This window comes from Faecalibacterium sp. AF10-46, from assembly GCF_003604105.1.
GTDB classification, from domain to species: Bacteria; Bacillota; Clostridia; order Oscillospirales; family Ruminococcaceae; genus Faecalibacterium; species Faecalibacterium taiwanense.
This window is the reverse complement of the sequence record NZ_QVGY01000009.1, coordinates 42,117-65,982: the sequence shown is the minus strand read 5'-3', so window position 1 is coordinate 65,982 and position 23,866 is coordinate 42,117. Positions and strand designations below refer to the sequence as shown.

Here is a 23,866-nt window from a genome sequence, read left to right as displayed (position 1 = left end):
CTAAATTTTGGGTTGTTAAATTAGTAATTATGAACATTTTTTGAAACGTCTTGACAATTAAAATGTTTTGTATAAAATTGTTCTGTACCAAACAAATAAAAAGTAACAGGAGGGAACTCAGATGATCAAAAAGTTAGTGTCGCATCTGGGCGAGTATAAACGCGCCGCAGTCCTGACACCGCTCTTTGCCGCTCTGGAAGCCGTGATGGATGTGCTTTTGCCCACCATCATGGCCTTTATCATCGATCAGGGCATTGAAAAGGGCGATATGAACGCCATCCTCAAGTACGGCCTGCTCACCTTTCTGGTGGCTGTGGTCGCGCTGGCGCTGGGCGTTCTGGCCGGCAAATACGCCGCCGAGGCATCCACCGGCTTTGCCGGCAACCTGCGCGATGCCATGTATGAGAACATCCAGCATTATTCTTTTTCCAACATTGATAAGTTCTCCACTGCGGGCCTTGTCACCCGTATGACCACCGATGTGACCAACGTACAGAACGCATTCCAGATGATCGAGCGCATGTGCGTGCGCGCCCCGGTGCATCTGGTGTTCGCCCTGTTCATGGCCGTGATGATCGGCGGCCCGCTGTCACTGATCTTCGTGGTGGCTGTGGTCTTTCTGGTGGCGGTGCTGGCAGGCATCATGGTGCCCACCTTCCACATCTTTGACCGGGTGTTCAAAAACTACGATGCCCTGAACGCTTCCGTGCAGGAAAATGTCTCCGCCATCCGCGTAGTGAAGAGCTTCGTGCGCGAGGGCTTTGAGAACGAGAAGTACACCAAAGCCTGCCAGAGCCTGTACGACCAGTTTGTGAACGCCGAGAGCCGCCTGAGCTTCAATAACCCTGCCATGCTCACCGCCGTTTACGGCTGCAACATCGCCCTGAGCTGGCTGGGTGCCAAGTACGTTCTGCATGGTGCCATCACCACCGGCCAGCTGAACGCTCTGTTCGGCTACATCATGAACATCCTCATGGCCCTGATGATGCTGAGCATGGCCTTTGTCATGATCTCCATGTCTGCCGCTTCCGCAAAGCGTATTGTGGAAGTGCTGGACGAGACCACCGACCTGCCCCCCGCAAAGCAGCCGGTGCAGCAGGTGAAGGACGGCGGCATCGAGTTCGAGCATGTCACCTTCAAGTATAAGCACGGCAGCGGCCAGCCGGTGCTGAATGATATCACCTTCCGCATCAAGCCCGGCGAGACCTTAGGTATCATCGGCGGCACTGGCAGCGCAAAATCCAGCCTTGTGCAGCTGATCCCCCGCCTGTATGATGCCGAGACCGGCACCGTGAAGGTGGGCGGTGTGGATGTGCGCGACTACAACCTCGACGTGTTGCGCCGCGAGGTGTCCATGGTGCTGCAGAAGAACGTGCTGTTCAGCGGCACCATTCTCGATAACCTGCGCTGGGGCGACGAGAATGCCAGCGAGGAAGAGTGCATCCGTGTGGCAAAGCTTGCCTGCGCCGATGAGTTCATCGAGCGCTTCCCGGACAAATACAATACATGGATCGAGCAGGGCGGCTCCAACGTGTCCGGCGGCCAGAAGCAGCGCCTGACCATCGCCCGCGCCCTGCTGCGCAAGCCCAAGGTTCTGATTTTGGACGACTCCACCAGCGCCGTGGATACCGCTACCGATGCCAAGATCCGCAAGGCGTTCCGCGAAGAAATTCCCGGCACCACCAAGATCATCATTGCACAGCGCATTTCCTCGGTGCAGGATGCCGACCGCATCCTTGTGCTGGATAACGGTAAAATCGATGGTCTGGGCACCCACGAAGAGCTGCTCAAGACCAACGCCATCTATCAGGAAGTTTACAACAGCCAGACCCAGGGCGGCGGCGACTTTGACAAACAGGGAGGTGAACAGTAATGGCTCAGGCAAAAGAAGTTCGCGGCCCCGGCCCCCGCATGGGCGGCCCCCGGCCCAAAGTGGAAAATCCGGGCAAGCTGCTGGGGCGCATCATGGGCGAAGTGTTCCAGCACTATCTGCCCCACTGCATCCTTGTACTTGTCTGCATCGTGGTCAGCGCGCTGGCAAACGTTCAGGCAAGCCTGTTTCTGCAGACTTTGATGGACGATTACATCGTGCCCATGACCCAGCAGCAGGACCCCGATTTTGCCCCGCTGGCAGCAGCTCTGCTGCGGGTAGGCATCATCTACGTTATCGGCATTCTGGCCGCATGGCTCAACGCCCGCATCATGGTCAATGTGACGCAGGGCACCCTGCGCAACCTGCGCACCCAGCTGTTCACCCATATGGAGAGCCTGCCCATCAGGTATTTTGACCAGCATCCCCATGGCGACATCATGTCCGTGTACACCAACGACGTGGATACCCTGCGCCAGATGCTCAGCCAGAGCATCCCGCAGCTGGTGTCCAGCGCCATTACCATTGTTTCGGTGTTCTTCAGCATGTGCATGCTCAGCTGGCAGCTGACGATCGTTACCATGCTGATGGTGGCGCTGATGATGTTCTGCTCCAAAAAGATCACCCAGCAGTCCGGCAAATACTTCATCCAGCAGCAGCGCGACCTTGGCAAGGTGAACGGCTATATCGAAGAGATGATGGAGGGCCAGAAGGTCGTCAAGGTGTTCACCCACGAACAGAAGGCTCTGGCCGGCTTCCGCGAGCTGAACGACCAGCTGAAGGAAAGCGCCAAGCAGGCCAACAGCTTCGCCAACATCATGATGCCCGTCAACGCTCAGCTGGGCAATATCAGCTACGCCATCTGCGCTCTGGTGGGTGCAGCCATGGCTGTAGGCGGTGTAGGCAGCATGACCTTGGGCACCGTTGTGGCATTTCTCTCGTTGAATAAGAGCTTCAACATGCCCATCAGTCAGGTGTCCATGCAGGCCAACAGCATCATCATGGCTCTGGCCGGTGCCGAGCGTATCTTCAAGATGATGGACGAACCCAGCGAGACCGACGAGGGCTATGTCACGCTGGTCAACGCCAAGTATGACCGCGACGATAACCTTGTGGAAGCCACCGAGCGCACCGGCATCTGGGCATGGAAGCACCCGCACCACGACGGCACTACCACCTACCACAAGCTGGAAGGCAGCATCACCTTTACCGATGTAGACTTTGGCTATGTGCCGGAAAAAACCGTCCTGCACGATATCAACCTGTATGGCCGTCCGGGCCAGAAGATCGCCTTTGTCGGTTCTACCGGTGCCGGTAAGACCACCATCACCAACCTCATCAACCGGTTCTACGACATTCAGGACGGCAAGATCCGCTACGACGGCATCAACATCCACAAGATCAAAAAGGCCGATCTGCGCCGTTCTCTGGGCATCGTGCTGCAGGACACCCATCTGTTCACCGGCACGGTGATGGAAAACATCCGCTACGGCCGACTGGATGCCACCGATGAAGAGTGCATTGCCGCTGCCCGCCTTGCCAACGCGGATGGCTTCATCAAACGCCTGCCGGAAGGCTACAACACCATGCTCACCGGCGATGGTGCCAACCTCTCGCAGGGCCAGCGCCAGCTGCTGGCCATTGCCCGCGCCGCCGTGGCAGATCCCCCGGTGCTGATCCTGGACGAGGCCACCTCCTCCATCGATACCCGCACCGAAGCGCTGGTGCAACGCGGCATGGACGGCCTGATGTACGGCCGCACCAGCTTTGTCATTGCGCACCGCCTGTCCACCGTCCGCAATGCAGACTGCATCGTGGTGCTGGAGCAGGGCCGCATCATCGAGCGCGGCAGCCACGACGAGCTGATCGCTAAAAAAGGCAAGTATTACCAGCTGTACACCGGCAATCTGGCCGAAAACTAAGCGTTTTTCTACCTTCTCAAAAGAGCCGCCGCACCGGCACATCGCCGTGCGGCGGCTCCTTTTCTCTTCTCCGCTCTGGACAATCACCCCCTGTTCGCGGTATACTGAACCTTGAATGAATTGCAGGAAAACGAGGTCAGAACATGGCATATCCGGAAAACGCCCTTACATTGGATATCCTGCCGCTTTCGGCAGACACAGCCCGGCTGGTGCGGGTGTACGGCACAGAGCCGTGTATCGCGCTGCCCGGCACACTGCCAGCACCGGAGGGCGGCAGCTTTGCTGTTACCGAACTGGGCGACTACTGCTTTTCCGAAAAGCCACGCAGCCTGCCTGCGGCAGACAAGACCTGCCGCTACGAGGCGGCCCCGGACGGCACGGCGCGGCTGACTCGGGCCTTTGGGCAGACGGTAGGCGGCACCTGCCGCCGGTACGACTTCGACTTTGACGCGCCCGCTGCCGGTTCGGATGCAGACGACCTGCACCCGGTGTGTGGGAACTTTCTCGAAGAGCTGACCCTGCCGGACAGCTTACAGGTCGTCGGCAGCTGCGCATTCTACAACTGCCGCAAGCTTCGTCTGCTCACCGTGGGCACGGGCAGCCTGACCATGGGCAGCGATGTGTTTTTGAACTGCTTCGCGCTGGAGACCATCCGGGTGCAGGCAGGCCCTGAAGAACCTACCGGCCTGTTTGCCCTCGTGAACAACATCACCGAAGCGGTGCGGGCTGAGTTTTGCCCTGCCGGTACAGCAGCCCCGCTGGCGGCGCTTTGGTATCCCGCCTACTGGGAGGATATCGAGGAGACCCCCGCCCACATTCTTCTGCACACCTTTTCCGGCCAAGGATACCATTACCGGCAGTGTTTTTTAGAGAACAAATTCCTCCCCGCAGAATACGACGCGATCTTCCCGCAGGGCCACGATGCCGACGATGCCAATGTGATGGCAATGCTCTGCTTTGACCGGCTGCGGTATCCGTGGCAGCTGACCGAAGCCGCCGCCGGGCACTACCGGGCATTTCTGGCAGCCAACACCGACCGGGTGCTGGCCCGCCTGCTGAAGGCGCAGGACAACGATGCCGTGCGTGCACTCATTGCGCTGGATGTGCTGGACAAAGCCGGCTTTGCCGAAGCTTCAGCCCTTGCCGCCAAGGCCGGGAACGCCGCTGCCGCCGCTCTGCTGGCGGATGCGGAGCACAAAAAGTATGCTCCTCAGCCCAAAAAGCAGCGGTACGATTTTGATTTTTGAGAGGTGACCACACGTTGCCAAAAGAAAAATTTTTTGACCCGCGCAAGCCGTTCCAGTCCCAGCGGCCGGAGACCCACGAGGAGTGGCAGGCACGCATGGGCGGTGAGGTGCTGGCGGTGGTGCGCAGCGGGCTGTATCTGGACTTCCGCTTTCTGGATATGGCGCTCAGTGCCTTGTCCCCCGCCCCGGACGAGCGCTGCCGGGTGCTGGCTACGGACGGTCAGGTCCTGTTTTATCAGCCCAGCCACCTGCTGCGGCTCTATCAGGACAATCCAAAATATCTCAACCGGTTGTATCTGCACACCATATTCCACTGCGTATTCCGGCATTTGTGGCTGAAAGGCCGCCGGGAGCCGCAGCTGTGGAGCCTTGCCTGTGATATCGCAGTGGAAAACGTTATCGACAGCCTGAACCGCACCAGCGTCAAGCGCCCGCTGACCTATGTGCGCCAGAACGCCTACCAGCAGATCACCGCCGAGGAAACCGTGGTGGCAGCCGCGCCGGTGTATCGGTGGCTCACCCGGCAGACCCCCGGTGTGCTGCGCCAGCTGGAGCGGGAGTTCGTGACCGACGACCACCGTCTGTGGCCGAAGGATGCGCCTGACCAGCCCCAGCAGATGCCCACGCCGCTGCCCCAGAAAACGTGGCAGAAGATCGGGGAGCGGATGCAGACAGAGCTGGACCTGCGGGATAAGGAAGCCGGGGACGGTGCCGATGCCCTGAAGCAGCAGGTAAAAGCCGCCAACCGCAGCCGCCGCAGCTACCGGGATTTTCTGCGCCGGTTCTGCGTGCTGCGGGAGGAAGTAAAGCTGGACCCGGACGAGTTCGACCTGAACTTCTACACCTACGGCCTTTCGGTGTACGGAAACCTACCCCTCATCGAGCCTCTGGAAAGCCGGGAGAGCAAAAAGATCGAGGAGCTGGCCCTTGTCATCGACACCAGCTACTCCACCTCCGGTGAACTGGTGCGGGCGTTCCTTGCGGAGACCTACACTCTGCTGAAAGGACAGGAGAACTTTTTTCACCGGATGAACCTGCACCTGATCCAGGCTGATAACGCCATCCGGCAGGATATCCTGATCCACAATGAGGACGAGCTGATCCACGCCATGAACCACTTTGAGCTGCGGGGCGGCGGCGGAACGGACTTCCGCCCGGCCTTTGAATACGTGAACCAGCTTTGCGCCGAGAAGAAGTTCTCGAACCTGCGGGGCCTTTTGTACTTCACCGACGGCATGGGCACCTACCCCGCCAAGCGCCCGGCCTACGACACCGCTTTTCTGTTTCTAGGCGACCGGTTCGATGATGCCAATGTGCCGCCGTGGGCCATGAAGGTGGTTCTGGACGAAGAAGAATTTACCGGCGCAGCAGCCCGCCCGGCTAATGCTCTTGCAGATGCGCTGGCCGAAGAGGACGACCTGTACCGTGACCTGAACAATTCGTGAGGGAATTTGTTATGAATATCAAACGAGCCAAAGAAGAAATTGAACACACCGTAAAAGCCTACCTTGCCAAGGATGCTCTGGGCGAATACGCCATCCCGGCCATCCGGCAGCGTCCCATTCTGCTCATGGGGCCTCCGGGCATTGGCAAGACGCAGGTGATGGAGCAGGTAGCCCGGGAATGCGGGGTGGCACTGGTGGCTTACACCATCACCCACCACACCCGCCAGAGCGCCGTGGGCCTGCCCTTCATCCGCCAGCGCAATTATGGCGGCAAAGATGTCTCCGTGACTGAATACACCATGAGCGAGATTATTGCCAGCATCTACGCCAAGATGGAGGCCACCGGCCTCTCCGAGGGCATTCTGTTCATCGACGAGATCAACTGTGTGTCGGAAACGCTGGCCCCCACCATGCTGCAATTTTTGCAATGCAAGACCTTTGGCAATCAGGCCGTGCCTGCGGGCTGGGTGATCGTGGCGGCAGGCAACCCACCGGAATATAACAAATCTGTGCGCGACTTTGATATCGTTACGCTGGACCGCGTGCGCCGCATGGACATTGAGCCGGACCTGCCCGTGTGGAAGGACTATGCCCGCGCTGCCCACATCCACAGCGCCATTTTGAGCTATCTGGAGCTGCACCCGCAGAACTTCTACCAGATCAACGCCGATGTGGACGGCACCCAGTTCGTGACCGCCCGCGGCTGGGAGGATCTTTCCAATCTGCTGGACACCTACGAAACACTGGGTCTGCAGGCCGATGAAGACCTGATCCGCGAGTACATCCAGCACCCGAAGATCGCAGAGGACTTCTCCGCCTACCTCGACCTTTACTATAAGTACCGCGACGACTACGGCGTAGAGGAGATCTTGGCCGGACAGGCAAAGCCCGCCGTGTTCGCACGGCTGCTGCAGGCCCCCTTCGACGAGCGGCTTTCGCTGGTCAGCCTGATCCTTGCAGGCCTCGGCACCCGGTTCACGGCCTCCCGTCAGGCAGATGCAGTGGCCGACAGCTGCTATGCCTTTCTGCGGGAGACCAAAAAAGCCCTTGCCACCGTTCCGGAGGATATCCCGGACGGCTCGGCAGAAATGTTCCACCAGCAGATCATGGATTACGACACCGAAACACAGCAAAAGCGTGCCGCCGGGCTGCTGAGCAAAGATGCTCTGACCACCCGTCTGCAGGTCTTGGCCGTACTGCGCCAGTGGGAGGGCGAACTGCGCCGTGCCAACGCCGCCGGTACACAGGAAGCCTTCGACCTGCTGCGCAGGCAGTTCCAGTCCCTTGCCGATGAGCGCGAAAAGGCCCAGCAGACCGCCAGCGCCGCGCTGGAAGCCGCTTTCGACTTTATGGAACAGGCCTTTGCCGAAAGCCAGGAGATGGTGGTGTTTGTCACCGAGCTGACGGTGGACCCGGTGTCCCACGCCTTCCTCACCGAGAACGGCTGCGAACGCTACTTCCAGTACAACAAAGACCTGCTGCTGGACCACCGCAAAGCTGCTCTGCAGCAGGAGCTTTCAGCGGAACAGCGCCGTCATGGCGGGGTGTGAGCCTTGCTGGAAAATATTCTGTTCAGCATGAACAGCACCATGCCGCTGTTCTTTATCATGCTGCTGGGCTATGTGCTGCACCGCACCGGTTTTCTGAGCGATGCGTTCGTGGCCGGGGCCAACAAGTTCGTGTTTTATGTGGCACTGCCGGTGCAGCTGTTCCGCGACCTTGGCAAAAACGATGTCCGCGCCACCTTCGATGGCCGGTATGTGCTGTTCTGCTTTGCGGTCACACTGGCGTGCATCCTTGTGATCTGGGCGCTGGCAAAGCTGTTTTTAAAGGGCACCGGCCTTGTGGGCGAGTTCGTTCAGGTGTGTTACCGCTCGTCGGCTGCCATCCTCGGCTCGGCTTTTCTGCAGAGCATCTACGGCGATGCCAGCATGTCCAGCCTGATGATCCTTGGCAGTGTGCCGCTGTATAACATCATGGCAGTGGTCATTTTGATGCTGGAAGCGCCCATTGCGCAGGCTCAGACCGGCAATATGGCTGAAAAGCTCAAAAAGAGTGTGAAAGGCATCCTGACGAACCCCATCCTTCTGGGCATTGCAGCGGGCTTTGCGTGGAGCATGCTGCACATTTCCATGCCTGCCATGCTGGATAAGGCCCTTTCCAATGTGGCCGGTCTGACCAGCCCTCTGGCCTTGCTTGCCATTGGTGCAGGCTTCAAGGGCAAAAAAGCTCTGGGATACCTCAAGCCTACCGCTGTGGCTACTGTGGTCAAGCTGATGGTGCTGCCTGCGCTGTTCCTGCCGCTGGCTGTGCGCTTTGGCTTTACCGACGAAAAGCTGGTGGCCCTGCTGGTGATGCTGGGCAGCATCACCACCCCGGCGTGCTACGTTATGGCAAAGCAGATGGGCCACGAAGGTGTGCTTACCGGCAGCGTGTGCGTTACCACCACCCTGTTCAGCGCATTCAGCCTGACCTTCTGGCTGTTCGTGCTGCGGAGCCTCGGATATATTTTATAGCATCTTTTGCATAGCACAACAGCGGACGGCCTGCAGGCTGTCCGCTGTTTGCTTTTCAGATGTTGCTTGGGGGATCAGGCCGCACCGAAGGGATGCAGCTTCTGCCTTTTATTCTGTCATTTCCAGTTCAGAGATCCATTCCCGCACGCGGTCCGGGCGGTTTGTGACGATGGCATCCGGCTGCAGAGGCCAAAGGTCTTTCACGGCCTGTTCCCCGTCCACCGTCCAGTATGCCGCCTTGATGCCCAGATCATGCAGCTTCTGCACCATGCTGGGCTGCTGGTAAGCGGTGTGATATTCGCAGCTCACCCAGTCCGGCTTGAAGTCCAGCGTCTGCACATACTTTACCGGGTCCCGCTGTTCCAGCAGGCGCTGGGCTACCTCTACCAGACTCTTGCCCGGAAAGTTCGCCTGCAGCATACTGATCTGATTGCCCATCCAGCGCAGGGCCCAGCTGCAGTTTTCGTCATCCACATTTTCCACCGACAGCGGCGGCAGCTGTGGAAAATCATCCTCTTCCAGCCCGTTCTGCAGGCCAAGCATTTCCCATGTGCTAGTGGGCAGCGCCATGGTCTCCAACGCACCGTAGACCAGCACGCCCACCTTCAGCTCCGGCATCAGCTGCTTTGCCTGCCGCAGCAGGTCGTGGTTGAACGAGATCACCACCAGCCGGTCGGTAATGTTTGCTGCACGCACCTCCTCGATCACGCGGGGGACAAAATCCGGGTCGTCATCGATGGTGGCCTTCATTTCCAGCTGAACGATGGTACCTTCCATTTCCCTGCACAGAGCCAGTGCCTCCTGCAGGGTAGCGATCCTCTCGTTCCGATAGTTCACATCCTTCCAGCTGCCAAAGTCCAGCGCCTTCAGCTCGCCCTCGGTCATGTCGTAGATCTGGCCACGCATATCGGTGTGCCAGTCAATGACAAAATCGTGGTGGATCACCAGCTTTTTATCGCTGGTCTGCTGTACGTCCATTTCCACGCCGTCCGCGCCGATCTCCATCGCCTTGCGGAACGCAGAAAGGGTATTTTCCGGCGCAAGATAGGACGCGCCGCGGTGTGCAATGATCTCAGGTGTCATAAATTCCAATTCTTTCTCACAAATTTATTTTTTCGCAAATTTCAGGCAAGGTCGGTGCCGTTTGAAGCAATGACCTTTTTGTACCAATAGAAGCTGTCCTTGCGGCTGCGGGCCAGTGTGCCGTTGCCGTCGTTGTCCTTATCCACATAGATAAAGCCGTAGCGCTTTTTCATCTCACCGGTGGATGCGCTCACAAGGTCGATAGGGCCCCATGTGGTATAGCCCATCAGCGGCAGGCCGTCCTCGTTGACGGCCTTTTCCATCTGCTCGATGTGGGCGCGCAGATAATCGATGCGGTAGCTGTCGTGGATGGAGCCGTCCGCTTCCACGGTATCCACCGCGCCAAGGCCGTTCTCCACAATGAACATGGGCTTTTCGTACCGGTCGTAGATGGTGTTCAGGGTCACGCGCAGGCCCACCGGGTCGATGGCCCAGCCCCACTCGCTGGCCTTGAGGTACGGGTTCTTCACGGCATCCAGCACCGCATTGCCGTCGGCCTTTTCTTCTGCCAGGATCTCCTGATCCGTGGTGATGCAGCGGCTGGAATAGTAGCTGAAGGAGACAAAATCCACGGTGCCTTCTTTCAGAACCTGCTCATCGCCCGGCTCGGTGTGTAGGGTGATGCCGGCCTTCTCCATCCGCTTTTTTGCCCACACCGGGTAGGCTCCCCGGGCCTGCACATCGGTAAAGAAGTAGTTGTCGCGGTCCGCTTCCTGCGCGGCACGGATATCCTCCGGTGCACAGGTGCGCGGGTAATACTGGCCTGCCGCCAGCATACAGCCCACCATGGCACCGGGCATCTTTTCATGGGCCAGCTTGACCGCCTTTGCGCTGGCCACCAGCTCATGATGTGCCGCCTGATACTCCACCTGCTGCACATTCTCGCCCGGATAGAACACCAGCCCCGCGCCGGTAAAGGGCAGATGCAGCAGCATGTTGATCTCGTTGAAGGTGAGCCAGTATTTCACCTTCCCCTTGTAGCGGTCAAACAGCACTTCACAGTAGTGCACATAGGCATCCACCATGCGGCGGTCTTTCCAGCCGCCATACTTTTTTATGAGGGCAATGGGGGTATCGAAGTGGCAGATGGTCACAAGCGGTTCAATGCCGTATTTGTGGCACTCATCAAACACATCCTCATAGAACTTCAAGCCTTCTTCATTGGGCTGGGCATCGTCGCCGTTCGGCAGGATGCGGGTCCATGCGATGGACAGCCGGAAGCACTTGAAACCCATCTCGGCAAAGAGGGCGATGTCCTCTTTATAATGGTGATACAGGTCAATGGCTTCATGGCTGGGATAATAGTGCTTGTCGTCGCACTCCAGCATTTCCAGCCGACCCAGCGCCACCGGGAAGCGGTCCGGGCCAAACGGGGTCACATCCACGGTGGCAAGGCCCTTGCCGCCTGCCTGCCATGCGCCCTCGCACTGGTTGGCAGCGGTGGCACCGCCCCACAGAAAATCTTTTGGAAAACTGCCCATAAGGAAACCCTCCCTATTTTAATTTGTTGATTATAAGATACCGCACAATCGCCGGAATGTCCATGCCTACATTTTACAAAAAGGTGCTTCATTGTTGTGAAAGTACGACTTTTATCGTCAAATCGCCGAATTTTGATTCTATTTTTCGTACATTTTTCACGAGAAAAATGCAAAAACGGCCTGATTTTCCTTTCATTCTGTTTCTTTCAAACTGTCCGCAGACATGGTACAATAATCAGGTAAGATACACCGCCGCTTTTTCGGCATTGGAAAATGGAGTGTTTGATTATGACTGAGTTCAAGCCCATTAAAGAAGGCAAGGTTCGTGAGATCTATGATAACGGTGACAGCCTCATCATGGTTGCTACCGACCGCATTTCCGCGTTTGATGTCATCCTGAAAAACAAGGTCACCAAAAAGGGCACCGTTCTGACCCAGATGAGCAAATTCTGGTTCGATTACACCCGCGATCTGCTGCCCAACCACATGCTGAGCGTAGACGTGAAGGATATGCCTGAATTTTTCCAGCAGCCGCAGTTTGACGGCAACAGCATGATGTGCCGTAAGCTGACCATGCTGCCCATTGAGTGCATCGTGCGCGGCTACATTACCGGCAGCGGCTGGGCCAGCTACCAGAAGACCGGCAAGGTGTGCGGCATCCAGCTGCCCGAGGGCCTGAAGGAGTCCGACAAGCTGCCCGAGCCTATCTACACTCCCTCCACCAAGGCCGAGATCGGCGACCACGACGAGAACATCTCCTACGAAAAGAGCATTGAGGTGCTGGAAAAGCAGTTCCCCGGCCACGGCGAGGAGTACGCCACCAAGCTGCGCGACTACACCATTGCCCTATATAAGAAGTGTGCTGAGTATGCACTCTCCCGCGGCATCATCATTGCCGACACCAAGTTTGAGTTTGGTCTGGATAAGAACGGCAACGTGGTGCTGGGTGACGAAATGCTCACCCCGGATTCCTCCCGCTTCTGGCCGCTGGAGGGCTACGAGCCGGGCCACAGCCAGCCCTCTTTTGATAAGCAGTTCGTGCGAGACTGGCTCAAGGCCAACCCCGACAGCAACTACGATCTGCCGCAGGACGTGATCGACAAGACCATTGCCAAGTATCTGGAGGCTTACGAGCTGCTCACCGGCAAAAAGCTGTAAATTTTACGATAAAACGAATCCCGGCAGATGCTTGACAGCTCTGCCGGGATTCGCTATAATGTCTATAGAAAGGGCACTGCGACAAGCGGTTGGCCCCAGTTCAAGGTTTACAGTTTTTGAGAACCGTCACCGTGCCGGGTGGCGGTTCTTACTTTTTCACGCGAATGGTGAATGTCAATCCAAACAAGTGGAATGTCAAAGTAATTGGCATGTACTCACCTCCTTTCGGAAGTGAGGGCCGAACCGCCTGCCGTTGTTTGCAGTGCCCCGCCGCCTTTCAGCAGCAGAGATAGCATAACATAGTTTTCGGCTGATTTCAACAAAAAAATGCTTCCGTGCACCGCACGGAAGCATTTTTTGTTTCACTCACTCAGCTCCGCGCTTTCCTCGGAAAAAGCTTCGGACTCTGCCGTTTCTTCGTTTTCTTCGTCCAGCAGGTACTGCACCTCGGTCTGCTTTGCCATCTGGTCAGCCGTCCAGTCCAGCTGCGCAATGCCCACCAGCTCCAGCGTGTACTGCTCCACCTGCTGCAGTGTTCCCGTGCCAAGGCTCTCTTCCGGGTCGTTGTCCGGCGACCATGTAATGCGCAGCTCATTCGGCTGTGCGCTGCATTGCTGCACGGCATCGGTCACGCTGCGGCAGTCCTGCGCAAAGGCCTGTACGCTGTCATAGCCGCCAAACAGCTCCACAGTCAGGCTCAGATAGCCGTTTCCGGCATTCACATCCCGCAGCGTTTTCGCCTCACTGCTGTACAGGTAGGCGTTTCCGCTGATATTCTTCACACGGATATCCGGGGCTGTTTGTTTAATCTTGTCATAGGCTTCTGTCGTATATTCCTGCCCCAGCTTCATGCTTGCCTGATTCCGCTCCGGGCCGAGTTCATCCCACACGACCGGCAGCAGCGACAGACAGAAGCACCCGCCCATGAGCACAAGGCAGATCAGCACCGACCAGAAATCGTATTTCCAGCGGCCCGGGCGGGCGGCAAAGAACAGCACCTCGCCGCCCAGCAGGATCAGCCCTGCCGCTGGGGCGATCTTGAGCATCAGCTTCCAGTCAACGCCCGGCACAAAATAGGCAAGCAGAAAGAATATGCCCGCTGCGATCAGGCATACGCCCAGCGTAAAGCTGCCCACCCGGCGCAGCGGCTGCGGTTTTGCAGGCTGCGGTGCTTCACCGGTCAGCGGCGCATCATTTCTCGTCTCGTCCATCGTCGGCATCCTCCGTCTCATCGTCCGGGGTCACGGGCTTGCCCAGCAGAGCCGAGAGCTTGGGCATGGCAAAGCCCCTTGCTTCCGGCTCTGCCTGCGCATCCTGTGCAGCATACTCGGTAAAATCTTCATCTTCGGCATCGTTCTGCGGCTTCTGCTTTCTGCCCTTGGGGCCGCGCACCAGCCATGCACCGCAGATGATCAGGGCCACGCACACAACGATCTCCGGCAGCTGATCCATCATCAGGTAAAGTGCGCGGAAGAAAGGGCTGCTCTGGCCCCAGCGCCACACGATATCCCCCAGCGTGTTCATAAGGATGTTCTGGTAGGCCACCAGCGCGCCCAGCGCGATCAGGCCCCAGCCCAGCAGCTTGTGGCTGTCCAGCATGAACTGTTCCATGCGCTGGTCGTGCCAGTTGATGTGCACCAGATAATCGTCCTGCGGGGCGGTGCCTGCGCCGATCTGCGCCCGGAGATTGAAGGTGTCAAAGAAGCTGTACATCCACACAATGGGCATGGCTACATACAAAACTTCCAGCAGAGTGCTCGCACCAAAGGCCACGCAGAACATCGTAATGAGCGAAAGGCCGCGCTTCATGTAGCCCTGATACATCTGGCCTGCGCCCGGGCAAAAGGCGAAGAGGAAGGTCAGGATTCCGTTTTTCATCATAATCGATCTCCTTATTTTGTTTGATCTGCAAGTGGCGAATTTTTGTGTTTTTCTGCTGCAGGGCCGCCGGCTCCGAACAGCAGGTCATTGAGTGCTTTTGCCAGCGAAGCCTGCTGCTTCGGCTCGTCGTCGTCCATTGGCTTTCCCAGTATTTCCGGCTGGGCGGACGGGCGGTCATCTTCCATCGGCTTGCCCAGCTGCAAGGCTTCTTCGGTCTGGCTCTGGCTGGTCTCCGGTGTCCATGTGTGCAGCTCCTGCCGGAAATTCAGCAGCTGGTCTATGGTGCCGGAGCGCCACATGGTAAAGGCCAGCACCGCCGCCGCACCGGCCACTGCGGCACGGCCCCATGTGTTCTGCATCAGCCGCACCCAGATGGCGGTCATCACCGCCTTGTGCGCGGAGTGGGGCGGCGTTTCCAGCGCATCTGCCGTCAGCAGAGCGGTGTAGCGGTCCATGCATTTATCGCAGTAGGATAAATGCTCGGCGGTTTCCAGCCGGCCCAGCTCATCCAGCCCGCCTGCCTGCAGGGCCTGTAGGCCTTCGTCGGTCAGGCAGCCGTTTTTGTCAAACAGTTCCATGTACGCACTCCTTTCCATCGTTTTCACGCTGTAGTATCTGCTGTGCCAGCATCTTTTTTGCCCGGTAGATCTGTGCTTCCACCGTCTTGGGCGGGCGGCCGCACAGCTGTGCCGCCTCGGCCATGGTGTGCTGTTCCAGCAGCACCAGACGGCAAGGCGTTCTATAGGGCTCCCGCAGGTCCAGGATCATGGCGGTGAGCTCTTCCTCGCCCAGAGCATCCAGCACCTGCTGTTCCGGCTGGGTGCCGGGCGGCGCACCTTCCAGCGCCAGCACATCGTCGCCGGGAATGTTCACCCTGCGCACCCATGCGCTGCGCAGATAGTCCTTTGCCTTGTTGGCAGCGATGCGTGCCAGCCACTGTTTTTCAAACCCGGACGGGCAGCGGTCAATGGCCCGCCATGCCGCCAGAAAGGTCTCCTGCGTCAGGTCCTGCGCATCGCCGGCATCCGGCACCAGCTGGTGGCAGACCGTATACACGAGCGACTGGTATTTCTGCACCATCGCGCTGAATTCCAAGGTCGTCAACGGCCTGTCCACCTCCTTTCGGTTTCGTCCCGGTCCGACGAAGTGCAGCCCCTGCGCTGCCCTTCTGCACATTCATACGAAACAGCCGTTCAAAATCCTGCAAAAACTTTTATTTTTATGATACAATAGAAGTAGTATAGCACAAAAGGAGGCATTCGGCCATGGCTGTCAGTACCCGTCAGGCACTTTTGCAGGCACTTTCCGCTGCCGGGGGCAGCTACGTTTCCGGCCAGCAGCTGGCCGAGACCCTCGGCGTGAGCCGCGCTGCCGTGCACAAGGCCGCTGCGGCCCTCACGGCCCAAGGGTACGCGCTGGAAGCTGCGCCCCGCCGGGGCTACCGGCTGGCAGGCGGCGACCCGTTCTGCACCGAAGCCATCGGGGACTACCCTGCACCCATCTATTTATATGACACGCTGGAAAGCTCCAACCGCACGGCAAAGCTGCTGGCGCTGGATGGTGCACCCCATGGCACGCTGGTGCTCACCGCCCACCAGAGCGCCGGACGCGGCAGGCTGGGCCGGAGATTTGAAAGCCCGGCAGGCAAGGGCGTTTACTGCTCTGTGCTGCTGCGCCCGGAAATGCCCGCCGCCAATGCCCAGACCGCTACCATCAGCGCCGCGGTGGCGGTCTGCCGTGCCGTGAAAAAGCTCTGCGGGCTGGAGCTTGCCATCAAGTGGGTCAACGACCTGTACTATCAGGGCAGAAAGGTCTGCGGCATCCTGACCGAAGCGGGGACCGACCTCGAGAGCGGACAGCTGGAATGGCTGGTGGTGGGCATCGGGCTGAACCTTACCTCCACCGCTGCCGACTGGCCGGAGGAGCTGGCCCGCAGAGCCGGGAGCCTGTACCCCGGCGGGCCTGCCCCGGTGAGCCGGGCCGCACTGGCCGGGGCCATTGCCCGGGAGCTGCTGGCCCTCTGCCCGGCGTTTGACTGTCTGGATGAGTACCGCGCCCGGTGCTTTGTGCCCGGCCACTGGGTGACGGTGTGTGCCGAGACCGAGACCTACGCCGCAAAGGCCCTTGCCATCGACGAGGAAGGGCGGCTGGTCATCCAGCGGGAGAATGGCCGGGAGGAGGCTCTGCGCTGCGGCGAGGTGACCACACGGCCTGCACGGACCGAATAAGACGCAAAAAAGCACCCTTTCCCGCCCGGAAAGAGTGCTTTTTATGTTCTGCACTTATGTATCCAGATCCACGGCTTCCAGCACCGTGATGTCCTCTTTTTCAAAGGCGGTGCGGATCATCCCGGCAAGGCCTGGCATTTCGGCCTTGTTCTCGATGCACAGGGTGATAATGCCGTTCAGGCTGGAGGCTTCCACACCCATGGAGCCGCCATCCGGTGGGACCCAGACATTGAAGTCTTTGGTGTACTTCTGAAGCTCCTGCGTGGCCGGCAGCAGCGGATTGCCCAGATAGCTGAGCCAGAAATCCGCCGGGACACCGCTGATGTACTCACCCATCTGGAACACCCTCTGCTTGATGCGCAGGGGCGCTTTCTGCTGGTCTACCTTGTACACCCAGCTCATTTGCTGGGTCATCTGGCGCAGCTTTGCCTCCGGCTGCAGGGTGCGGAGCACCTCGGCATCCATTTCCGGCACGATGTCCGCAAGGCGGGTGTCATCGTGCAGCTTCACGCCGCTCTGGAAGGAGCACACGCAGTTGTAAAGGGCATCCGGCACGCCCGCTTCCCTGCGGGTATCTGTCGAGTAGGAATACTGGATCTCGTCTTTGCCCAGATAGCTGCGCAGCGCAAGGCTCAGCAGACCGGCCAGCGCTGTAAAGGGCTTGACGCCGTTCTCCACTGCCCGGTCCACAAGGCTCTGCTTGGTCAGCCGCACCCGGGTGCGGCGCATCCTGCCCTCCCATGTCTGCACCACATCCCTCTGCATCGTGCTCTCGGTGGCTGTGAGGGGTGGATATTTTTCCATCATGGCCTCGATGTCATAGGCCGGGCTGCACACGATGGGCGTGTTTGCAAACGCCGTGCCATAGCGCAGGTTGCAATACTGTTCCAGAATGCGGGTGAGGAAGGGCGACACCCCGTGGCCGTCCATGAGGAAATGATACCAGTCAAAATAGACGGTGTCCCCCTCACAGCTCACGCTGAAAAGATAGCCGTTCGTTTCCTCCGGGATATCGCGCTGGGCACTGCCCTGATACACAAGACAGGGGTTCGGGTTCGGCTCCAGAAAAAAGCTCCGCTTTTCCTGCACCAGCTGTACCCGATAGTACGGTGCGGCTGAAAGCGCCGCCTCCAGTGCGCGCTGCAAAAGAGCGGGTTCCACCGCGTCCTGCAGCGCAAACTGGTACCGGCACAGGATCTTCTCCCGACGGAAGAAATACATCGTTCCCTGAAAGATGTACTCCGTCGAGCGCTGCGACTCATTCATGAACTGTTACCCCGCGTTTGCCGCCAGATAATCCACCAGATCCCCTATGGTCACAAAGTTGCGCAGCTCCTTTTCAGGGATGCGCAGGCCGAAGGTCTCCTCGAGGTCTGCCACAATGGTCAGGATCTCCATTGAGGACAGATCCAGATCGTCCATCAGGACGCTGTTCTCATTCACATCTTCGGGAGAGACCTCGGCAACATCCTCCAGGATGGCCAGGATCTGGGAAATGATCTCTGCTCGTTCCATAGAAATATTCTTCCTTTCCGTGACGGATAATAGGCACAATCTCCTGTGCCTTTCCATAATAATACCCTGATTCTCTCCTGTGCGCAAGGGTTCCGGCAACAAAGCTTTGTTTTTTGTCGGAACTCCTGTTTTCAGTCTGCCGGTCTGCCGGCCCATTTATGCATCCGGGCATTCGATCGCATCCGTATCACTGGCGCAGCAGCTTGCCTGCACCGTTGCGCGGCAGCGGCTCGGTGCTGAACTCCACTGCGCTCATACGCTTGTACAGCGGTAGGGTGCGGTTTGCCTCGGTGATAAAGTCCCGCACCTGCTGCTGTTTGTCCTCGTCGCAATAGACCACCACGCCGATCTTCTTGCCCATCTCTTTTACAACACATTCCTTCACGGCTTCGCACTTGCCCACGATGCCTTCCAGCTCTTCGGGGCTGATGTTCTCGCCGCTGTCCAGAATGATGAGGTTCTTCTTGCGGCCGATCAGGAAATAGTAGCCGTCCTCGTCCTTGCGGGCCAGATCGCCAGTATGGAACCAGCCGTCCGCGTCAATGACCTCGGCGGTGGCCTCCGGGTCCTTGTAGTAGCCCAGCATGATGCTGTCGCCGCGCATGCACAGCTCGCCGTCCTCGGCGATCTTGTAGTCCAGATAATCGTTGCCCTGACCCACAGCGCCAATGTGCTTTGCGTCCTGTGCGTAGTTGATGATGCCGTCGCCGCAGGTCTCGGTGCTGCCGTAGGTCTGCACCACGAACATGCCGTGTTCCGCCATATCCAGCATCACCTGCGGGTCGAACATGGCAGAGGAGCAGATAGGCACCCACAGCTCACCCAGACGGTCCTTGCGGCCGCGCATCACATCGTGGTGGAGCGAGTTCATGATGACCGGCACCACCGCCATGGCCTGACTGGGCATCCGCTTTACCTCTTTATAGAAGTTGCGGATGTCGCTGCTGACATTCAGCGCCCAGCCTGCGTGGGCCCAGGAGAACAGGCAGATGAAAGCGCCCAGATGGAACATGGGCAGCACGGTGTACTGGCTCATGACGAGGTCCGGTTCGTGCTTATACGCCATCATGTGCTCACCGATCTGGGTGTGGGCACGCATCACCGAGAAGAAATTCTTCTCGCTCAGCATCACGCCCTTGCTGCGGCCCGTAGTGCCGGAGGTGAACATCAGGATCATCAGGGCTTCGTGGTCGATGCAGCGGGTCAGCTGCGCAGGCTCATAGCTTCGGAAGCCATCCATGGGGCGGAGGATATCGCCGTAGGCAGCCTTGAGCTGGTCGTTGAAGCCGTAGTCGTCGCCGTCGGTCAGGATGGCGTCCGGCTCCACAAGGCCCAGCTCGTAGCTCAGCTCGTCCCAGCTCTTGCGCTGGTTCAGCAGTACCAGCACCGCACCGGCCGCCACCACGCCAAAGGTGTTCACGGCATACTCGTAGCTGTTCTTGGTGAGCAGGCAGATCTTTTTGCCCTTGATCTCCGGGATGGTGGACTGGAAGTAATTCACCGCCTTGCGGATATCCTGCACATAATCCTTATAGAGGATGGTGGTCACGGCATCGTTTGCGGTGTCGTAGAAGCGGAAGGCCACATTATCCTTGAAGCGGTCTTCCATGTTGATGGTGATAAGGTCGTAGACATTATCCAGCACTCTGATCTTACGCATTGTTCTGTTTCCTCCTGTGTTCAGCGCAGCAGTTTTCCCATGGCGTTGCGGGGCAGCGGCTGTGCGCTGAGCTCCGGCACCATGCGCTTGTACAGCGGCAGGCCGCGGTTGACCCCAGTGACGAACTCCTTCACAGTTTCCTGCTTTGCAGGGTCACAGTAGATGACAGCGCAGATCTTTTTGTCCTTTTCCTTCACGATGCACTCCTGAATGTCCGCACAGGGCACCAGCAGCTTTTCCAGCTCCTCGGGGCTCACGTTCTCGCCGCTGTCCAGAATGATCACGTTCTTCTTGCGGCCGGTCAGGTACATGTAGCCATCCTCTTCCACCCGGGCAATGTCGCCGGTATGGAACCAGCCGTCTGCATCGATGACTTCTGCAGTGCCTTCCGGGTCCTTGTAGTAGCCCAGCATGATGGGGTCGCCCCGCATGCACAGCTCGCCGTCGTCCAGCTTGTATTCACAGCTGAGGTCCACGTGGCCCACGCTGGTCAGGTACTTTGCCTCCTGCGAGGAGTTCCATGCGCCGTCGCCGCAGGTCTCGGTCAGGCCGTACATCTGGGCCACAAAGAAGCCCTTCTCCATCATATCACTCAGAATCTTGGGGTCGAACATGGCAGCGCCGCAGGTCAGCACGCACAGGCCGTTCAGGCGGTCACGGCGGCCCTTCATCACATCGCTGTAGATGCTCTTCAGCAGCACCGGCACCACCGCCATCACCTCGCTGTGCATGGCACCCAGATCACGATAGAAATACTTCAGGTTGTTGCACAGGTTGATGGAGTGGCCGGTGATGCTCCACGAAACAAGGCTGGTCATGGCGGAGATGTGGAACATGGGCAGGGCGGACAGGGACGAGAACTCGTCGGTGTTCCAGCCCGTGTACTTCTTCACATCGTCAAAGGGGGACAGAAAGGCCGGCATGGCGCTGAACAGGTTCTTCTGGCTCAGCATAACGCCCTTGCTGCGGCCGGTGGTGCCGGAGGTGAACATGATAAAGGCCAGAGCAGAGAGGTCCTCCACCTCGGTCACGTCCTCGGCAGGCTCATAGGCCGCAAAGACATCCATGGGCTTCAGGATGCTGCCGTAGGTCTCAGCGAGGGCAGGCTCCCGCTCCGCGAACTCGCCATCCTGCAGGATGCACACCGGCTCGGTGAGGCCCAGCTCATAGGAGATGGCATCCCAGTCCTTGCCAAGGTTCAGCGGCACAGCCACGGCTCCGGCAATGACCGTGCCGTACATGCAGATGACATACTGGTAGCTGTTGCGGGCCAGGATCGCCACACGCTTGCCGCGCACGTCGCCATACTCTGCACGCAGGAACGCCACGAACCGGCGCAGATCCTGGGCATACTGTGCGTAGTGCACCTCGGCCACGCCCTGCTTTTCTTCATCATACCAGCGCAGAGCCACACGGTCTGCAATGTTGGTTTCCATATTGCAAAGGGACTGATACAGTGATGTAATCATTTTTCTGCCTCCATTTTTATCATCCGATCCGGCGCTCCTGTGTAAGCCAACACAGATCCTTCCAGTCATTTCCAACTGTGCCCAGTATACAATAAGGCCTGTGTCAATGCAAGAGTTTTGCAACATTTAATTCCCAATATTGACAATAAATTCTTGCATATCATGTCGTTTCCAGATGTAAATTCTGCCTTTCGCTGCGAAGCCACCCTGCCTGTGCTATGCTTTTATTGCAGGCTGCAATGTGCCCTCCGCCCGCCGGACCGCAATTCAAAATTGACAGTCTGTGCAAAAAGCATTATACTGGGTTTATATCCATACAAAATTTTATCTTTTTCATTCAAAATCTACGCATTGTGCGGCATCCGGCTCTGATGGAATGTCCCGCGCAAGGAAGGAACCTCCATGGAAGGAACCAAGCCCCGCACCGCCAGCTCCATCGGCATGTTCGACATGCTCAAGGGTGCCGGTATGCTGACCATCGTTTTTGCGCATACCGCCGAGCTTTATCCCATGCAGGCGGTCAGCGGCCTGTCCCTGACCGCGTTTTTCCCGTTCATCTACCGCGAAGCGCTGATGTCCGCCTTTTTTATTGCCAGCGGCTACGGCTTCCGCAAGCGCTCTATCCACAAGTGCATCCACCAGCAGCTCAAAAGCCTGCTCAAACCCTATGCTTACACGGCGCTGTTCACCTGCGTGCTGCACTTTATCATTCATTATAAGACGTTCCAGTACCTGCCCGGCACCATCGGCGAGTCTATCAAGGTCACCGGCGGCTTTCTGCTGGGCCTGCCCCACACGGCCGAGTATTTCGGGCAGGAGTTCTTCTCCTGCGGGCCGATGTGGTATCTGCTGGCGCTGGTGGTAGGCTGGGTGCTGCTGGATGTGATCCTGAACATCTTCCCGGAGCGCTATGTTCCATGGGCTGTGGCAGGCTGCGTCCTGCTGGGCTGGGGCGCGAGCCTTGTGTGGGAGCTGCCCTTCTGCCTGATCCAGGGTGCCGTGGTGGTGCCCTACCTCTATATCGGCTTCCTTGCCAAAAAGAAGCATCTGCTGGACGAGCCCCTGCCGCCCAAAGTCTTTGCCGGGCTGCTGGCCGCCACAGCACTCATTGCCGTAGGCGCTCTTGCTACCCGCACCACCGACTGCATCTCGCTGGCTGAGTGGTCACTGGGGCCGCTGAGCATCTTTCTGGACGGTGCTGCAGGCCTGCTTTTCATCCGGCTGTTCATGCGGCTCAGCCATGGCCATGGCCCCATCGTGCACTTTCTGGAAGCGGTGGGCCGCCGTTCGCTGAACATTTTCTGCGTACATACCGTGGAGATCATCGCTATTCCGTGGTATCTGATGGTAGCAAAGTTCTCTGCGCAGCCGGTGCTGGGCATGTGGCTGCAATATGCCATCGCTCTGGGCTCTATCTGGCTGGTGTGTGAGCTGCTGCGTGTACGCCGCGCACTCATCATCCGATTTTTCCCTGCACAGCGCAGAACGCCCGCCGTGCACTATACCTCCCGGCACTGACATGTTTTTCCGGCTGCTGCGGTGCAGCCCATCATAAAAGTAAGAGGAGAATCCGGTTATGAACAACGATGCCCCCGAGACCCTTGCTGCGGCCCGCAGCCGCGCTGCTGACTTGGAACAGCAGCTCAAGCTCTCTGACGAAGGTGTATCCCGGCTGGCACAGCGGTGTCTGGAGCTGGAACAACAGGTGCTGAACTATCAGGCCGCACTGGCAAGGCACGGCAGCGACAACGAGCCTGCCGCCCTCACCCTGCCGCAGCTGTTCTACGATTCCGGCTCTGGCTATTCCCCGCGGGAATGCCTGACCGTTGCCGAGGACGCCTACGACGAACTGACCCACGAGGTCTCTGCGGTGTTCACCCTGCCCACGGATGCCCGTGCGCTGCGGCTGGACCCCGGTGAGCTGGCCTGCTGCGTGACTGACCTGAGCATCTCGGACGAGCGGCTGGAATGCCGCGCCATGAACGGCATCCAGCTGCAGGAAGACTGCCTGCTGTTTTTGGATGTGGACCCCAACCTGACCGTGCGCAGCACCGTGCCCTTTGCGGCCGGGATGAAGTTTGCCGTGACCTATCATTACTATCCGCTGGGCCGCTTCCAGCACGAGCAGCCCGGCAAGGCCCTGCTCAGCGCGTTGAATACCATCAAGCTTCAGGCTGAGGCCGAAAAGAACGATGTTCTGGAACAGCTGCAGGCCGCCCTTGCCGAGAACACCCGGCTGAACAATCAGCTGGCGGAACTGCAGAGCAGCCGTGCTGCTTATGAAGATTCGCTGGAAAACCTGTACGAGAGCAGCAGCTGGCGGCTTACCGCACCGCTGCGTGCTTTGCGCCGCCTGCTGCGCGGCTGAATTGGATCGCTAAAGGAGTTGTC

At 58.5% G+C, this 23,866-nt stretch carries 20 protein-coding genes; 10 read left to right on the top strand and 10 right to left on the bottom strand.

The window, feature by feature from the left end; genetic code table 11:
• The first annotated feature begins 121 nt into the window (after positions 1 to 121).
• The 6 genes from DWV57_RS10310 (at position 122) to DWV57_RS10285 (ending at position 9,000) form a co-directional block, all read left to right on the top strand.
• Positions 122 to 1,873: an ABC transporter ATP-binding protein gene (locus DWV57_RS10310; protein WP_120020726.1), complete on the top strand. Its 1,752-nt coding sequence runs from the start codon at positions 122 to 124 to the stop codon at positions 1,871 to 1,873.
• Positions 1,873 to 3,792 carry an ABC transporter ATP-binding protein gene (locus DWV57_RS10305; protein WP_120020725.1) on the top strand — a complete coding sequence of 640 codons (1,920 nt, stop codon included), beginning with the start codon at positions 1,873 to 1,875 and terminating at the stop codon, positions 3,790 to 3,792. The genes DWV57_RS10310 and DWV57_RS10305 overlap by 1 nt, the downstream gene beginning before the upstream one ends.
• Before the next feature lie 143 nt (positions 3,793 to 3,935).
• The gene (locus tag DWV57_RS10300) at positions 3,936 to 5,039 is read left to right on the top strand and encodes a leucine-rich repeat protein (protein WP_120020724.1); all 1,104 of its coding nucleotides are present in this window, start codon (positions 3,936 to 3,938) and stop codon (positions 5,037 to 5,039) included.
• Between the two features lie 14 nt (positions 5,040 to 5,053).
• A complete protein-coding gene (locus tag DWV57_RS10295; RefSeq protein WP_347562395.1) occupies positions 5,054 to 6,484 on the top strand; it encodes a VWA-like domain-containing protein in 1,431 nt (476 codons plus the stop codon).
• A gap of 11 nt (positions 6,485 to 6,495) precedes the next feature.
• Complete coding sequence (locus DWV57_RS10290; protein WP_120020723.1) at positions 6,496 to 8,034, top strand: AAA family ATPase; 1,539 nt, start codon at positions 6,496 to 6,498, stop codon at positions 8,032 to 8,034.
• 3 nt (positions 8,035 to 8,037) lie between these two features.
• Positions 8,038 to 9,000 (top strand): AEC family transporter, encoded by a 963-nt coding sequence (locus DWV57_RS10285; RefSeq protein ID WP_347562394.1) that lies wholly within the window; start codon positions 8,038 to 8,040, stop codon positions 8,998 to 9,000.
• Between the two features lie 108 nt (positions 9,001 to 9,108).
• On the opposite strand, the gene DWV57_RS10280 is transcribed toward DWV57_RS10285, so the two are convergent.
• Both DWV57_RS10280 and DWV57_RS10275 read right to left on the bottom strand, forming a co-directional pair.
• Entirely contained in the window at positions 9,109 to 10,083 is a 975-nt protein-coding gene (locus tag DWV57_RS10280) for a glycerophosphodiester phosphodiesterase family protein (RefSeq protein ID WP_005943990.1), read from the bottom strand.
• A gap of 41 nt (positions 10,084 to 10,124) precedes the next feature.
• Entirely contained in the window at positions 10,125 to 11,564 is a 1,440-nt protein-coding gene (locus DWV57_RS10275; protein WP_120020722.1) for a 6-phospho-beta-glucosidase, read from the bottom strand.
• A 288-nt stretch (positions 11,565 to 11,852) separates the two neighbouring features.
• On the opposite strand from DWV57_RS10275, the gene DWV57_RS10270 reads away from it, so the two are divergent.
• The gene (locus DWV57_RS10270; protein WP_120020721.1) at positions 11,853 to 12,722 is read left to right on the top strand and encodes a phosphoribosylaminoimidazolesuccinocarboxamide synthase; all 870 of its coding nucleotides are present in this window, start codon (positions 11,853 to 11,855) and stop codon (positions 12,720 to 12,722) included.
• A 362-nt stretch (positions 12,723 to 13,084) separates the two neighbouring features.
• Here the strand turns inward: DWV57_RS10270 and DWV57_RS10265 are convergent, their stop codons facing one another.
• Genes DWV57_RS10265 through DWV57_RS10250 form a run of 4 tightly spaced genes read right to left on the bottom strand, consistent with a single transcriptional unit; the run spans position 13,085 to position 15,707 of the window.
• The gene (locus DWV57_RS10265) at positions 13,085 to 13,933 is read right to left on the bottom strand and encodes a DUF1109 domain-containing protein (RefSeq protein WP_120020720.1); all 849 of its coding nucleotides are present in this window, start codon (positions 13,931 to 13,933) and stop codon (positions 13,085 to 13,087) included.
• Positions 13,914 to 14,603, bottom strand: coding sequence for a hypothetical protein (locus DWV57_RS10260; RefSeq protein ID WP_120020719.1), 690 nt, complete (start codon positions 14,601 to 14,603; stop codon positions 13,914 to 13,916). Before DWV57_RS10260 ends, DWV57_RS10265 begins: the two co-directional genes overlap by 20 nt.
• Before the next feature lie 11 nt (positions 14,604 to 14,614).
• Positions 14,615 to 15,181 (bottom strand): hypothetical protein, encoded by a 567-nt coding sequence (locus DWV57_RS10255; protein WP_120020718.1) that lies wholly within the window; start codon positions 15,179 to 15,181, stop codon positions 14,615 to 14,617.
• Entirely contained in the window at positions 15,168 to 15,707 is a 540-nt protein-coding gene (locus DWV57_RS10250; RefSeq protein WP_223388239.1) for an RNA polymerase sigma factor, read from the bottom strand. Before DWV57_RS10250 ends, DWV57_RS10255 begins: the two co-directional genes overlap by 14 nt.
• 161 nt (positions 15,708 to 15,868) lie before the next feature.
• Between DWV57_RS10250 and DWV57_RS10245 the strand changes: the two genes are divergently transcribed.
• On the top strand, positions 15,869 to 16,831 hold the full coding sequence (locus DWV57_RS10245; protein ID WP_120020717.1) for a biotin--[acetyl-CoA-carboxylase] ligase: 963 nt from the start codon (positions 15,869 to 15,871) through the stop codon (positions 16,829 to 16,831).
• Between the two features lie 54 nt (positions 16,832 to 16,885).
• Here DWV57_RS10245 and DWV57_RS10240 read toward each other — a convergent pair whose 3' ends face one another.
• The 4 genes from DWV57_RS10240 to DWV57_RS10225 all read right to left on the bottom strand — a co-directional run bounded on the left by DWV57_RS10240 (position 16,886) and on the right by DWV57_RS10225 (position 21,475).
• Positions 16,886 to 18,097, bottom strand: a complete 1,212-nt coding sequence (locus DWV57_RS10240; protein WP_120020716.1) for a hypothetical protein — start codon at positions 18,095 to 18,097, stop codon at positions 16,886 to 16,888.
• Between the two features lie 6 nt (positions 18,098 to 18,103).
• Positions 18,104 to 18,346 carry an acyl carrier protein gene (locus tag DWV57_RS10235; RefSeq protein WP_044953961.1) on the bottom strand — a complete coding sequence of 81 codons (243 nt, stop codon included), beginning with the start codon at positions 18,344 to 18,346 and terminating at the stop codon, positions 18,104 to 18,106.
• 187 nt (positions 18,347 to 18,533) lie between these two features.
• A complete protein-coding gene (locus DWV57_RS10230; RefSeq protein ID WP_120020715.1) occupies positions 18,534 to 20,006 on the bottom strand; it encodes a class I adenylate-forming enzyme family protein in 1,473 nt (490 codons plus the stop codon).
• A gap of 20 nt (positions 20,007 to 20,026) precedes the next feature.
• Positions 20,027 to 21,475, bottom strand: a complete 1,449-nt coding sequence (locus DWV57_RS10225) for a class I adenylate-forming enzyme family protein (protein WP_243112344.1) — start codon at positions 21,473 to 21,475, stop codon at positions 20,027 to 20,029.
• 402 nt (positions 21,476 to 21,877) lie between these two features.
• Between DWV57_RS10225 and DWV57_RS10220 the strand changes: the two genes are divergently transcribed.
• Both DWV57_RS10220 and DWV57_RS10215 read left to right on the top strand, forming a co-directional pair.
• The gene (locus tag DWV57_RS10220; protein WP_120020714.1) at positions 21,878 to 22,993 is read left to right on the top strand and encodes an acyltransferase; all 1,116 of its coding nucleotides are present in this window, start codon (positions 21,878 to 21,880) and stop codon (positions 22,991 to 22,993) included.
• A 58-nt stretch (positions 22,994 to 23,051) separates the two neighbouring features.
• Positions 23,052 to 23,843, top strand: coding sequence for a hypothetical protein (locus tag DWV57_RS10215; RefSeq protein WP_097777402.1), 792 nt, complete (start codon positions 23,052 to 23,054; stop codon positions 23,841 to 23,843).
• Positions 23,844 to 23,866 lie beyond the last annotated feature (23 nt).

Bases quoted from the DNA above. Each gene is read 5' to 3' on its own strand.
- DWV57_RS10310 (WP_120020726.1), top strand. From the start codon at position 122: ATGATCAAAAAGTTAGTGTCGCATCTGGGCGAGTATAAACGCGCCGCA.
- DWV57_RS10305 (WP_120020725.1), top strand. From the start codon at position 1,873: ATGGCTCAGGCAAAAGAAGTTCGCGGCCCCGGCCCCCGCATGGGCGGC.
- DWV57_RS10300 (WP_120020724.1), top strand. From the start codon at position 3,936: ATGGCATATCCGGAAAACGCCCTTACATTGGATATCCTGCCGCTTTCG.
- DWV57_RS10290 (WP_120020723.1), top strand. From the start codon at position 6,496: ATGAATATCAAACGAGCCAAAGAAGAAATTGAACACACCGTAAAAGCC.
- DWV57_RS10280 (WP_005943990.1), bottom strand. From the start codon at position 10,083: ATGACACCTGAGATCATTGCACACCGCGGCGCGTCCTATCTTGCGCCG.
- DWV57_RS10275 (WP_120020722.1), bottom strand. From the start codon at position 11,564: ATGGGCAGTTTTCCAAAAGATTTTCTGTGGGGCGGTGCCACCGCTGCC.
- DWV57_RS10270 (WP_120020721.1), top strand. From the start codon at position 11,853: ATGACTGAGTTCAAGCCCATTAAAGAAGGCAAGGTTCGTGAGATCTAT.
- DWV57_RS10265 (WP_120020720.1), bottom strand. From the start codon at position 13,933: ATGGACGAGACGAGAAATGATGCGCCGCTGACCGGTGAAGCACCGCAG.
- DWV57_RS10260 (WP_120020719.1), bottom strand. From the start codon at position 14,603: ATGATGAAAAACGGAATCCTGACCTTCCTCTTCGCCTTTTGCCCGGGC.
- DWV57_RS10255 (WP_120020718.1), bottom strand. From the start codon at position 15,181: ATGGAACTGTTTGACAAAAACGGCTGCCTGACCGACGAAGGCCTACAG.
- DWV57_RS10245 (WP_120020717.1), top strand. From the start codon at position 15,869: ATGGCTGTCAGTACCCGTCAGGCACTTTTGCAGGCACTTTCCGCTGCC.
- DWV57_RS10240 (WP_120020716.1), bottom strand. From the start codon at position 18,097: ATGAATGAGTCGCAGCGCTCGACGGAGTACATCTTTCAGGGAACGATG.
- DWV57_RS10235 (WP_044953961.1), bottom strand. From the start codon at position 18,346: ATGGAACGAGCAGAGATCATTTCCCAGATCCTGGCCATCCTGGAGGAT.
- DWV57_RS10230 (WP_120020715.1), bottom strand. From the start codon at position 20,006: ATGCGTAAGATCAGAGTGCTGGATAATGTCTACGACCTTATCACCATC.
- DWV57_RS10225 (WP_243112344.1), bottom strand. From the start codon at position 21,475: ATGATTACATCACTGTATCAGTCCCTTTGCAATATGGAAACCAACATT.
- DWV57_RS10220 (WP_120020714.1), top strand. From the start codon at position 21,878: ATGGAAGGAACCAAGCCCCGCACCGCCAGCTCCATCGGCATGTTCGAC.
- DWV57_RS10215 (WP_097777402.1), top strand. From the start codon at position 23,052: ATGAACAACGATGCCCCCGAGACCCTTGCTGCGGCCCGCAGCCGCGCT.